The 12,500-nt window shown below is 67.4% G+C and carries 12 protein-coding genes and 1 tRNA gene; 7 read left to right on the top strand and 6 right to left on the bottom strand.

Translation table 11 applies throughout. From position 1 onward, the window contains the following. Nucleotides 1–111: 111 nt before the first annotated feature. A complete protein-coding gene (locus ATO3_RS03950) occupies nt 112–435 on the bottom strand; it encodes a HesB/IscA family protein (RefSeq protein WP_088648470.1) in 324 nt (107 codons plus the stop codon). 81 nt (nt 436–516) lie between these two features. Between ATO3_RS03950 and ATO3_RS03945 the strand changes: the two genes are divergently transcribed. The 7 genes from ATO3_RS03945 (at nt 517) to ATO3_RS03915 (ending at nt 8,079) form a co-directional block, all read left to right on the top strand. Further along, entirely contained in the window at nt 517–1,665 is a 1,149-nt protein-coding gene (locus ATO3_RS03945) for a deoxyguanosinetriphosphate triphosphohydrolase (RefSeq protein WP_088648469.1), read from the top strand. Between the two features lie 108 nt (nt 1,666–1,773). Next, complete coding sequence (argS, locus tag ATO3_RS03940; RefSeq protein WP_088648468.1) at nt 1,774–3,519, top strand: arginine--tRNA ligase; 1,746 nt, start codon at nt 1,774–1,776, stop codon at nt 3,517–3,519. A gap of 187 nt (nt 3,520–3,706) precedes the next feature. Further along, complete coding sequence (locus ATO3_RS03935) at nt 3,707–4,798, top strand: SPOR domain-containing protein (RefSeq protein ID WP_088648467.1); 1,092 nt, start codon at nt 3,707–3,709, stop codon at nt 4,796–4,798. 20 nt (nt 4,799–4,818) lie between these two features. Beyond that, entirely contained in the window at nt 4,819–5,829 is a 1,011-nt protein-coding gene (gene nagZ / locus ATO3_RS03930; protein WP_088648466.1) for a beta-N-acetylhexosaminidase, read from the top strand. Next, nucleotides 5,822–6,655 carry a segregation and condensation protein A gene (locus ATO3_RS03925; RefSeq protein ID WP_088648465.1) on the top strand — a complete coding sequence of 278 codons (834 nt, stop codon included), beginning with the start codon at nt 5,822–5,824 and terminating at the stop codon, nt 6,653–6,655. The genes nagZ and ATO3_RS03925 overlap by 8 nt, the downstream gene beginning before the upstream one ends. Nucleotides 6,656–6,705: 50 nt before the next feature. Then, entirely contained in the window at nt 6,706–7,377 is a 672-nt protein-coding gene (gene scpB / locus ATO3_RS03920) for an SMC-Scp complex subunit ScpB (RefSeq protein WP_088648722.1), read from the top strand. A 69-nt stretch (nt 7,378–7,446) separates the two neighbouring features. Beyond that, nucleotides 7,447–8,079: a hypothetical protein gene (locus ATO3_RS03915; RefSeq protein WP_088648464.1), complete on the top strand. Its 633-nt coding sequence runs from the start codon at nt 7,447–7,449 to the stop codon at nt 8,077–8,079. A gap of 102 nt (nt 8,080–8,181) precedes the next feature. On the opposite strand, the gene ATO3_RS03910 is transcribed toward ATO3_RS03915, so the two are convergent. The 5 genes from ATO3_RS03910 to ATO3_RS03890 all read right to left on the bottom strand — a co-directional run bounded on the left by ATO3_RS03910 (nt 8,182) and on the right by ATO3_RS03890 (nt 12,497). Then, complete coding sequence (locus ATO3_RS03910; protein ID WP_088648463.1) at nt 8,182–9,264, bottom strand: 2'-deoxycytidine 5'-triphosphate deaminase; 1,083 nt, start codon at nt 9,262–9,264, stop codon at nt 8,182–8,184. 99 nt (nt 9,265–9,363) lie between these two features. Next, nucleotides 9,364–9,440: transfer RNA gene (locus ATO3_RS03905), tRNA-Pro, on the bottom strand. Nucleotides 9,441–9,519: 79 nt separating this feature from the next. Then, on the bottom strand, nt 9,520–10,956 hold the full coding sequence (locus ATO3_RS29100; RefSeq protein WP_233152017.1) for a MerR family transcriptional regulator: 1,437 nt from the start codon (nt 10,954–10,956) through the stop codon (nt 9,520–9,522). 27 nt (nt 10,957–10,983) lie between these two features. After that, nucleotides 10,984–11,286, bottom strand: a complete 303-nt coding sequence (gene ihfA, locus ATO3_RS03895; protein WP_088648462.1) for an integration host factor subunit alpha — start codon at nt 11,284–11,286, stop codon at nt 10,984–10,986. A gap of 239 nt (nt 11,287–11,525) precedes the next feature. Next, nucleotides 11,526–12,497, bottom strand: coding sequence for a beta-ketoacyl-ACP synthase III (locus ATO3_RS03890; RefSeq protein WP_088648461.1), 972 nt, complete (start codon nt 12,495–12,497; stop codon nt 11,526–11,528). Nucleotides 12,498–12,500: the final 3 nt, after the last annotated feature.

The raw sequence follows: 12,500 nt of genomic DNA, 5'->3' as shown, positions 1-12,500 counted from the left end.
GGCGGACCCTCCGGTTTGTCGCCGCCGCATCCTGCGGCGGCTCCGGGAACGGTACACCGGGCGGCGATGCTTCGCGTTGACGCAATTCAAGCGGAGCGCCGGTGCCGGACGTCAGATCGAAAAGGACGTGCCGCAGCCGCAGGAGGATGTGGCGTTGGGGTTCTCGATCACGAAACGCGCGCCGATCAGTTCCTCGGTGAAGTCGATCACCGCGTTCTCAAGGAACGGCAGCGAGACGGTGTCCACCACCACCTTCTGGCCCTGGCCTTCCAGAACCAGGTCATCGGTGCCGGGCGCGTCCAGCGCGATTTCGTACTGAAAGCCGGAACAGCCGCCGCCCTCGACGGCCACCCGCAGGGCCTGGCCCTGGTCCGCCGCGCCGATTTCGGCCAGGCGGGCAAAGGCACGGTCCGTCACTTTTGGAGGCAGTTGCATGGGGTCACCCTATCGGTTTTCATCAAGCTCTTCCCGTAATATAGAAGTCGCAAAGACGGGCGACAAGAACGAGAGACCGACATGCGCGCGGCCTATGCCTCGGATCCGGGGGCCAGCAGGGGACGGCTGGTCGCGGAAGAGGACAGCAGTTTCCGGTCCTGCTTCCAGCGGGACAGGGATCGCATCATCCATTCCGGCGCCTTTCGCCGGCTGAAACACAAGACCCAGGTCTTCGTCGAGCACGAAGGCGACAATTACCGCACGCGGCTGACCCATTCGATCGAAGTGGCGCAGGTGGCGCGGACGATTTCCGGCGCCCTGGGCCTAAACGGAGAGCTGACCGAGGCGGTGGCCCTGGCCCACGACCTGGGCCACACACCCTTCGGCCACACCGGAGAGGACGCGCTGCACGGGCTCATGGCGCCCTATGGCGGGTTCGATCACAACGCGCAGGCGATCCGCATCGTCACCAAGCTGGAACAGCATTACGCCCGTTTCGACGGCTGCAACCTGACGTGGGAGACGCTGGAAGCCATCGCCAAGCACAACGGCCCGGTGGTCGGCGATCTGCCCTGGGCGCTGGCCGAATACAACGACCTGCACGACCTGGAACTGCACACCCATGCCAGCGGCGAGGCGCAGGTGGCGGCTCTGGCCGACGATGTCGCCTACAACAACCACGATCTGATGGACGGGCTGCGCGCCGGTCTGTTCTCGGACGATGACGTTGCGGAACTGCCGATCGTCGGCGCCGCCTATGCCGAGGTCGACGCGCTGTTTCCGGGGCTGGAGCCCAACCGGAGACGGCACGAGGCGCTGCGCCGGGTCTTCGGCGTGATGGTGGGCGACGTGATCGACACGTCGCGCGCGCTGCTCGACGCCTCCGGAGCACAGTCGGTGGAAGAGATCCGCCACAACGGCACCCCGGTGATCGCCTTTTCCGACGCGCTCTGGGCCGACCTGAAAGAGATCCGCGCCTTTCTCTTCGGCCACATGTACCGTGCGCCCGAGGTGATGAAGAAGCGGCAGGAGGTCACCTGCGTGGTCAACGATCTCTTTCCGCTGTTCATGGCGCATCCCGACCTGATGCCGGCGCGCTGGCAGAAGGCCGTGGCCCAGGCGGCCGACGACACCACGCTGGCGCGGCTGGTCTGCGATTACATCGCGGGGATGACCGACCGGTTCGCGCTGCAGGAACATCAAAGGCTGATCCGGGGCGCCGCCGCCTGAGGGGCTGGGCGCCGGGCAAGCCCCTGGCGCGGGCCCTGTCGGCCCCGCCATGGTTGACCGTACCCGCCCAGATGATACATCGCGCGAAACGCCGCGAGGAAACCCGAGATGAACCTGTTTGCCGACATCCGTGCCGTCGTGCTCGATGCGCTTTCTGCCATGGTCGAGGCCGGTGACCTGCCCGAGGGGCTGAGCCTGGACAACGTGACGGTCGAGCCGCCGCGCGACGCCGCCCATGGCGACATGGCGACCAATGCCGCGATGGTGCTGGCCAAGCCCGCGAAACAGAAACCGCGCGACATTGCCGACAAGCTGGCCGCGCGGCTGGCGGCCGACAGCCGCATCGTCTCGGCCGACGTGGCGGGGCCCGGGTTCCTCAACCTGCGGCTGGACCCGTCGGTCTGGCAGGGTGTCTTTGGCGCCGTGCTGGCGCAGGGCACGGATTTCGGACGCTCGGCCATGGGGCAGGGGACGAAGGTCAACGTCGAGTATGTCTCGGCCAACCCGACCGGGCCCCTGCACGTGGGCCACACGCGCGGCGCGGTCTTTGGTGATGCGCTGGCCAGCCTGCTGGATTTCGCCGGCTATGACGTCACGCGCGAATATTACATCAACGACGGTGGCGCGCAGGTCGATGTGCTCGCGCGGTCCGTTTATCTGCGGTACCTGGAAGCCCATGGGCAGGATGTCGAATTCCCCGATGGCACCTATCCCGGCGACTACCTGATCGAGGTCGGGCAGGCGCTGAAGGACAAGGTCGGCGACGCCTATGTCGGCAAGGGCGAAGAGGTCTGGCTGGAAGACATCCGCGACTTCGCCACCGAGGCGATGATGGACCTGATCCGCAGCGATCTGGCCGCGCTGGGTGTGAAGATGGATGTCTTCTATTCCGAGAAATCGCTTTACGGAACCGGCCGGATCGAGGCGGCGCTGGCGGAGCTGGACGAGAAGGGCCTGATCTACGACGGCGTGCTGGAGCCGCCCAAGGGCAAGACTCCCGAAGACTGGGAGCCGCGCGAACAGACGCTGTTCCGCTCCACCGCCCATGGCGACGATGTCGACCGCCCGGTGAAGAAATCGGACGGCGCCTGGACCTATTTCGCCCCCGACATTGCCTATCACTACGATAAAATCAGCCGCGGTTTCGACATGCTGATCGACGTTTTCGGCGCCGATCATGGCGGTTACGTCAAGCGGATGAAGGCGGCGGTTTCGGCCCTGTCGGATGGCCGGGTGCCGCTGGATATCAAGCTGACGCAACTTGTCAGGCTGTTCAAGAACGGCGAGCCCTTCAAGATGTCGAAGCGCGCGGGCAATTTCGTGACCCTGCGCGACGTGGTCGACCAGGTCGGTCCGGACGTGACCCGCTTTGTCATGCTGACCCGCAAGAACGACGCGCCGCTGGATTTCGACTTTGACAAGGTTCTGGAACAAAGCCGCGAGAACCCGGTGTTCTACGTGCAATATGCCCACGCCCGGGTGAATTCCGTGCTGCGCCGCGCCGAGGAGGCCGGTGTCGCCTGTGACGACGCGGTGCTCAACTCGGCGGATCTGACGAAGCTCGACCACGAGGCCGAGCTGGGCATCGCCAAGAAACTGTCGGAATGGCCGCGCCTGGTCGATATCGCCGCGCGCACCAACGAGCCGCACCGCGTTGCCTTCTATCTCTACGAGCTGGCCGGCGATTTCCACGCGCTCTGGAACAAGGGCAACGACGAGACGTCGCTGCGTTTTCTGCAGGAGGACGATCCTGCCACAAGCCAGTCCAAACTTGCCCTGGCCAAGTCTGTCGCGGTTGTTATTGCGGCCGGACTTGGTATTCTTGGGGTAACGCCGGCGGACGAAATGCGGTGACGAACAGGCAGTGATGAGCAGGCACAGACGAACCAGGCCGTGACCGGCCGGCGGTGATCCCACGCAAAGATGGGCCCGCGTTCCGAGCTTTCATCATGATCCCGATCGTCGTCCGGTCCGCCGGGTCGAGGCAGAGGCAAGGACCCCGGTCGCATCCGATGCGCGATCCCGGGGCAGCGAGGCGGACATGGCAGATGTGGAATACACGCCGCCGGCAGGCGTGTCGTATGATCGTTCGGGCAACCGTATGGACTGGGATCAGGCCGGCGGGCACCACTTGGGCGACCATGCACAGGATGACGCGCATCCCGGCGTCGGGCGTGCGGTGACGGTGGCGGGCGCGATCCTGTCGCTGGCCTTCATGACCGGGCTTGGGGTCTGGGGATACAAGCTGATGATGCGCGATGTCAGCGGCGTGCCCGTGGTCCGCGCGATCGAAGGCCCGATGCGGGTCCAGCCCGAGGATCCGGGCGGCCGCCCCGCCGATCACCAGGGCCTGGCCGTCAATGCCGTCGCCGCCGTGGGCGAGGCCGCGCCGACACCGGACCGGCTGGTCCTGGCGCCGCGCCCCGTGTCCCTGACCGAAGAGGACATGCCGCTGACCGCGCTCGCGCAAGCCGAGGAAGAAAGGATCCAGCAGGCCTCGGCCGAGGGCCCGGTCGAGGAAGACGCGCTTGCCGACGACGAAAGCCGCCCCGAGGAGCTGGACGAGGATGCCATCGCCGCGCTGGTCGAGGAACTGACGCAGGGTGTCGACCCGCTGGGCGAGGTTGGCGACGACCTGGCCGCGCTGGCGCCCGATGTCGACTGGCCCGAGGAACCGCTGGAAGACGAGGAAGGCTACATCCCCGAAGAGGACGAAGAGAGCATCGAGATCCCGGCCGAGGTCATCGTCGCCCCGGGTGTCAGCCGGTCCCCGCGTCCGCTGCCGCGCCCCGCGGCGCTGACCCGGCCCTCGACGACACCGCAGACCGCTGCGCCGGCGCAACCGGCACCGGTAGCCGAGGTCGATGCCGACAAGGTTGCACCGGGCACCCGCCTGGCGCAGCTTGGCGCCTTCGAGAGCGAAGAGGTCGCGCGCAGCGAATGGGTGAAGCTTGCCGGCCGGTTCGGGGATTACCTCGACGGAAAATCCCGCGTTGTGCAGAAGGCTGCCAGCGGCGGACGCACCTTCTACCGCCTGCGCGCCATGGGCTTCGAGGATCTCGCCGATGCCCGCCGTTTCTGCTCGGCCCTGGTGGCCGAAGGCGCGGATTGCATCCCTGTCGTCACCCGCTGACAAACTGAACGGATAATGTCATGAGCCGACCCGGCGCCACGATCCTCGATGCCGACGGGCTGCGCCTGACATCGGATGAGAAAGCCTTTTTCCGGGCGGCCGATCCCTTCGGCTTCATCCTGTTTGCGCGCAATGTCGACACGGCCGACCAGCTGCGCGCCCTGACCGGAGAGATGCGCGAGGCCGTGGGCCGCGAGGCGCCGATCCTGATCGACCAGGAAGGCGGACGCGTGCAAAGGCTCTGGCCTCCATTGGCGCGCAAGTGGCTGCCGCCGCTGGATTTCGTGGATGCGGCAAAAGAGGATGCGCCGCGGGCGATGTACCTGCGTTCGCGCCTGATCGCCGATGAGCTGAAGGGCTACGGGATCGACACCAATTGTGCGCCGATGCTGGATCTGGCGCGCGACGAAACCCACCCTTTCCTGCGCAACCGCTGCTATGGCAGCGACCCGGACGTGGTCGCCGCGCTGGGACGCGAAGCCGCGCAGGGCTTTCTGGACGGTGGCGTGCTGCCGGTCGTGAAGCACATGCCGGGCCATGGCCTGGCCCGCGCCGACAGCCACCATGACCTGCCCACCGTGCGCCTGCCGCTCGAAGAGCTCTCGGACCTCGATTTCGCGCCTTTCCGCAGCCTGAACGACCTGCCGCTGGGCATGACCGCCCATATCGTCTTTGACGGTATCGACGCGGCGCCCGCGACGCTTTCGCCGCATATCATCGGGCTGATCCGCGAGGATATCGGCTTTGACGGGCTGCTGATGACCGACGACATCTCGATGAAGGCGCTGTCGGGCTCGGCGGCCGAGATCACGCGCCGGGCGCTGGAGGCGGGGTGCGACCTGGTCCTGCATTGCAACCAGCCGCTGCCCGAGCGGATGCAGGTGGCCGAAGCCGCCGGAGCGATGACCGATGCCGCCATGACCCGCGCCGGGCGCGCTCTGGCCGCCCGGCTGGCGCCCAAGCCGCTTGACATCGCCGCGGCCGAGGAAGAGCTTGACGCCCTCATGAGGCGCGGGCCGGGTGATGACTGAGGACAGCAACGAGGACGGAGAGGCGCAGGGCGGGCTGGATTTCGGAGACGAGACCCAGGGCGGTCAGAGCGTCGAGGACCGCCTTGCCGCCGAGGCGCTGATCGTCGATGTCGACGGGTTCGAGGGCCCGCTCGACCTGCTGCTGAACCTGTCGCGGACGCAGAAGGTGGATCTGCGCAAGATCTCGGTCCTGGAACTGGCCAGGCAATACCTGGCCTTCGTCGAGAAGGCCAAGGCGCTGCGGATCGAGCTCGCCGCCGATTACCTGGTGATGGCTGCCTGGCTTGCCTTCCTGAAATCCCGCCTGCTGCTGCCCCCCGACCCCGAGGAGGAGGGCCCCTCGGGCGAGGAACTGGCCGCACACCTGGCCTTCCAGCTGGAACGCCTGCAGGCGATGCGAGACGCCGCCGCCCGGCTTATGGCGCGCGATCGGCTGGGCCGCGACATCTTTGCCCGCGGCCTGCCCGAGGACGTGATGCGGATCCGCACCGTCACCTATTCGGCGACGCTGCTGGACCTGATGCAGGCCTATGCCCGGATCCGCACTCGTGACGAATTTCGTCCATTTGTCATGGACCGAGATTCCGTCTTTACCATGGAACAGGCGCTGGAACGGATGCGCGGGCTGATCGGCTTCGCCGGCACCTGGACCGACCTGACCTCCTACCTGCCCGATGGCTGGGACAATGACCCGGTCCGCCGCCGTTCGGCCACGGCCGCGACATTCGCAGCCTCGCTGGAACTGGCCAAGGAGGGCAAGCTGGAGATCCGCCAGACCGAGACATTCGCGCCGATCGAGCTGCGCCGCCGCAAGGACGAAAGATGAGCGACACACCCGAGACGCCCGGGGAGATCCCCGGGGATCTTCCCGAAGATATGGCCCAGGACCACGCGCGCCCCGAGCTGCCCGAAGACGAGGAGGGCAGCCTGTTCGACGCGCCCCCAATGGCCGAGCAGGAACGCATGGTCGAGGCGATCCTCTTTGCAACGGCCGAGCCGATCTCGAGCCGGGAGCTGGAGGCGCGCATGCCCCATGGCTGCGACGCGGCCGAGGCGCTGGTCCACCTGCGCAAGCGCTACGAGGGGCGCGGCGTGCGGCTGGTGCGGGTGGGCGATGCCTGGGCCTTCCGGACGGCGCCCGACCTCGGCTTCCTGATGCGCAAGGAAACGGTCGAGACGCGCAAGCTGTCGCGCGCCGCGATCGAGACACTTGCGATCATCGCCTATCATCAGCCCGTCACCCGCGCCGAGATCGAGGAGATCCGCGGTGTTTCCGTCTCGCGCGGGACGATCGACCAGCTGCTGGAACAGGAATGGATCCGCCTGGGCCGCCGCCGCATGACCCCGGGCCGGCCCGTGACCTTCGTGGTGACACCCGATTTCCTCGACCATTTCGGGCTGGAAAGCGCCCGCGACCTGCCCGGCGTCAAGGAACTTCGCGCTGCCGGCCTGCTCGAGAACCGCCCCGTTCCCGGCGCGGGCGAGCCCGACGAAGACGACGAGGACGATATCGGGGGCGAGGACCAGTCCGAAATGTTCGAGGAGTGAAACGCCTCGCGCCCGCCCAGAAATTGACGCGATTAGGGATTACATCCCCCCCGATCAGCGGAGCGTCCAATGGATAGATACGTCAACATGTTCGTGCGCGTCTTCATGCGCCAGGTCATGACTCGCGGGATCCGCGCCGGGTTCGACGCGCTTGGCAAGTCCAGGGGCAGGCGTGGCGGCGCCGCGCCCCGGCTCGAGACGCACGAAGCCCATCCCGAACGGCCGCGCCCGCCAGCGGACGACCGCCACGCCAAGCCGGGCCCGCGGTCCTGGCCGGTGCCGCCACAGCCCGGCCCCGCGCCAGAGCACCGCGCGGCCCCGTCCTCCGGCCCCTGGCAGGCGGGTCCGGAGCGTCCCATGGCAGAGCCGGACCTTGTCCCACCGCCGCCGGCCCCCCAGCCGGCCCGCGCCTCACATCTGCGCAGCGTGGAGCGGGCGTCAGAGGCAACGCCCGCGCGGCAACCGGTCATGGCGTCCGACGGGGATGCGGCGTTCGAGGCACAGCTGGCCCGGATCCGCGCCGAGGAGGGCCAGGACGACGCGCCCGAGCACATGCCAGACCTGCCCAGTGCGGACCCGATGGCGCAGAACGATCCCGGGGACCAGGCCGGGCACGGCGACACGACCACGCAAGAGCCTCTCGGCAAGGCAGAGCAGGCGCGCCTCGCCGCACGGGGCGCACGGCGCGCGGTCGGATCCTGATCGGGAAGGTGCGTGCGCCCTTTGGCAAGGCGCTACAGCCGCGCGCGTGATTGCGCCGAAGGCGCCACGGATACCCCGCGCCGAAGGCGCGCCTTGCCGGCACTAGGCCGCGGGATCCCGGAAATGCTTGGCCAGTTTCAGCCCCTGGCCCTGGTAGTTCGAGGCGATCCCGGCGCCATACAGCGCCTGTGGTTCCCCGGCCATCCGCTCATAGACCAGCCGGCCCACGACCTGCCCGTGCTCCAGCACGAACGGCGCCTCGTGGCAGCGCACCTCAAGCACCCCGCGCGCGCCTTCGCCGCCGGCGGCCGCATGGCCGAAACCGGGATCGAAGAAGCCTGCGTAATGCACGCGAAACTCGCCCACCATCGCAAGATAGGGCGCCATTTCAGCAGCATAGCGCGGCGGGATATGCACCGCCTCGCGGCTGACAAGGATATAGAACGCGCCCGGATCCAGGATGATCCGTCCGGTGTCGGAATGGACCTCTTCCCAGTAATCCGCCGCGTCATAGGCGCCGATCCGGTCCAGGTCCACAAGCCCGGTATGCGGCTTTGCCCGATAGCCGACCAGCGTCGAGCCTTCGGGTTTGAGGTCCACCGAAAAGCCCAGACCGTCCTGGATCAACGGGTCGCTGTCGACCAGCGGGCTTTCGGCATGCAGCGCGCGCAGCTCGTCGTCGCTCAGCACCGATTGCCCGGCGCGGAAGCGGATCTGGTTCAGCCGCATCCCAGGCCGCACCAGCACCGAAAAGCTGCGCGGGCAGATCTCGGCATAGAGCGGGCCGTGATAGCCGTCCTGCACGCGGTCGAATTCGGTCCCGCCGTCGATTACCATGCGCGTCAGCAGGTCCAGCCGTCCGGTCGAACTCTTGGCATTGGCGGCGGCCGAGATGCCGGGGGGCAGGGCGAGACGCTCCATCAGCGGCACGAGGTAGACACAGCCCTTCTCCAGCACCGCGCCCTCGGAAAGATCGATGCGGTGCATCTCAAGCTCGTCCAGCCGGTCGGCCACGGTCGCGTCCTGGCCGGTCAGAAAGGACGCCCGCAGGCGATGCGCCGTGCTGCCCAGCCGAAGGTCGAGGCTGGCAGGCTGGATCTGGTCAGGCAAAAGTGCCGGTTCGGCGCTCAGGCCATCGGCGGCGACAAGTTCGCGGATGGAACTGTCGGGAAGCACGCCACTCATGCGATCAGGACCCCCATGGGATGCGTGGAACAGGTGGGGTGAAAACGTCGGCAAATCGGCCAAGATCCAAGGGACGTCCCCTGCAAGGATCGGCTGATTTGGTCGGGCTAGCAGGACTCGAACCTGCGACCTTCCGTCCCCCAGACGGACGCGCTACCAGGCTGCGCCATAGCCCGACGTTGAGGTGTTCATAAAGATTCTGCCGGCAGGGGCAAGGGGAAATCCGGCCCGAATCGAAGCTAAATCCGGCGCCCCTCACTGCGAGAGGATCTGACCGGTCCGGGCGGCGCGCCACGCTTCGAGCGCCTCGGCCAGGGCGGCAATCTCCTCGCGCTGAGCAGGCGGCAGGCGACCGATCCGGGACACCTGCGAGAGCAGGCCTGGATCGGCGGCGATCTCGGATTCGTCGGGCGGATCGGGCGCATCGACGATGGCCGGGCGCGGTGCTGAGGCAGGCTCCGGCTCGGCCGCGGCCACCTCCGGCTCTGCAAGCTCCGGTTCCGGCTCGGCCGCGTTCGCCTCCGGCTCGGGCTCTGCCCGCTCCTGTTCTGCTTCCGGCTCGGACCCGGCCAGCGGTTCGGGATCTTCTTGCGGAGCCTCGTCCGTCTCGTCAGCTTCGGCCATGTCGGCCATGTCGGCCATGTCGGCCATGTCGGCCGGCTCGGGCAAAGGCTCCTCTTCCGGCTCCGGCAGTCCGGAGACGAGGTCGGGCGCCTCGGCCGGCTCTTCCGCAGGTATGTCGGCCAGCTCGGCCGCTTCGACTGGCGGGTCCGCTTCGGGGTCCGTCTCGGGCTCTTCGAAAGGCGCGTCTTCTGCGCTGTCTTCCGGCTCCGCGGCCATGGGCGTGAAGCGCGCGCTGCCACGGCGGCGGAAGGTGGGCACGGGCTCCGGATCGGCCTCGGGGCTCCCGACCGCAGCTTCGGGTCCGTCCTCCGGCATCTCCGGGACCTCGGAGACAGACGGCTCCGCCGCATCGGGCGCATCCATTTCCGGCTTGGCACTCTCGGGGGCGATCCCCTCGGGCGCGTCCATCACAGGCTCGGCGCTCTCGGGATCGGCAGACTCGGATGTCTGCCTGTCCTGGGCGAAGACGTCTGCCGCATCAGGCTCGGGCACGGAGGCTTCGGTCTCGTCGGATGGCCCGGGGATGGTGATGTCGGCCTCGGGCAGCTGCGCATGCGGGACCTGTGCTTCCCGGTCGTGCGGCGCTGGCGGGGACGATTCGAACGGCGTTGCACTGCCGTCGATGACATCCCCGGCGTCGTCCTGTCCGAAGTCCCGCCCGGCCTGACCCGTGCGGGATGTCTCCTCCCGGGGGTCGCGGTCGGCGCGGGCCGTGTCCAGAAGCGTCGCGCGTCCCTGGAACGGCACCACAGTGTGCGCCCGTCGCGGACGGCCGGCGCTGACGGCCACGTCATCCAGCGATTGGGACAGGTCCGAGACCACCTGAACGCCCTGTTCCCGCAGGACTTTCTGGACGCCCTTGATGGTCATCCCGTCCTCGTGCAGCAGCTTCTTGATGCCGCCCAGCAACATCATGTCGGCGGGCCGGTAATACCGCCGTCCGCCGGCGCGCTTGACCGGCTTCACCTGGGTGAACTTGCTTTCCCAGAACCGCAGGACATGCGCCTGGATCCCCAGCCAGTCGGCGACCTCGCTGATCGTGCGAAAGGCATCGGGCGACTTATCCATCAGGCAGGCCCCTGGATGTTTGTAGTTTTACGACTTGTTGCCGGCGGCAACGCGGTCCTTCATCAGATGCGAGGGCCGGAAGGTCAGCACCCGGCGGGGCTGAATCGGCACCTCTTCCCCGGTCTTGGGGTTGCGCCCGACCCGCGCGGATTTTTCGCGCACGGTGAAGGTACCGAACGAAGAGATCTTCACCTGCTCCCCCCGCACCAAGGCATCGGACATATGTTCCAGCATGCTTTCCACAAGCTGGGAACTTTCGTTGCGTGACAGGCCGACCTCGCGGAAAACCGCTTCGCTCAGATCCATCCGCGTCAGTGTCTTTTCACCCATACCGTTCCCCGCGCTTTTTTACGAGGATAGGGTGAAGCGAATTTACCTGTCAATATCAACGAATTGCAGCAAGCGGCTTTGGCGGGGAAATACCTGTGGATCAAACCGGTGTCGCGGGTCGCATTCCAACCGGCGCAAACACGGGTGCGCGGGGCAGTGATCCGGCGTTGCGGAGGGTCCCGCCAGGCGCGCTTTCGCCCATGCTAAATGCAGCCGCCCAGTTGGACGGGCCGCACGGATTACCAGCGCAGGACGACCGACCCCCAGGCCAGCCCGCCGCCGATGGCTTCGGTCACCAGCAGGTCGCCGCGCTTGATTTCGCCCCGTTCGACGCCCACCGACAAGGCCATGGGGATCGAGGCGGCCGAGGTGTTGCCGTGGTCCTGGACCGTGACGACAACCTTGTCCATCGGCAGGCCCATCTTCTTCGCGGTGCCCTGGATGATGCGGATATTGGCCTGGTGCGGCACGATCTTGTCGAGATCGCCGGACTCCAGCCCCGCCTTCTCAAGCGCGGCCCGCGCGGTCGAAGTCAGCTTCTCCACCGCGTGGCGGAAGACCTGGTTGCCCTGCATCCGCAGGTGGCCCGTGGTCTGGGTGCTGACACCGCCGTCGACATACAGCAGATCGCGATAGCGCCCGTCGGAATGCAGATCGGTCGACAGGATCCCGCGATCCTGCGAGGTGCCTTCGCCCTCTTCGCCGCTCAGCACCAGCGCCCCGGCGCCGTCGCCGAACAGGACACAGGTCGACCGGTCGGTCCAGTCCATGATGCGCGAGAATGTCTCGGCTCCGATCACCAGGACCGATTTCGCCTGGCCCGACACGATCAGCGCATTGGCGTTGGCCAGCGCAAAGATGAACCCGGCACAGACCGCCTGCACGTCGAAGGCGAAGCCCTGGGTCATGCCCAGCTCGGCCTGCACCATGGTGGCGGCGGACGGGAAGGTGAGATCGGCGGTCGAGGTCGCGACGATGATCGCGTCGATATCCGACACCTCCATCCCCGCGTCGTCCAGCGCGGCGCGCGCGGCGCGGGTGGCCAGCTCTGACGTTGTCTCGCCCTCGGCCGCAAAGTGCCGGCGCTCGATCCCCGAGCGGGTCCGAATCCATTCGTCGCTGGTATCGAGGAACGTCTCGAAATGGCTGTTGGGAACGACCCGGCTTGGCAAATAATGCCCGACACCTTGGACCACCGCACGGCTAACCATTTG

The sequence above is a fragment of the Marinibacterium profundimaris genome (genome assembly GCF_002210095.1).
Lineage (GTDB): Bacteria > Pseudomonadota > Alphaproteobacteria > Rhodobacterales > Rhodobacteraceae > Marinibacterium > Marinibacterium profundimaris.
Note: the sequence above shows the minus strand (reverse complement) of the source record. Positions and strands in the feature narration are given on the sequence as shown.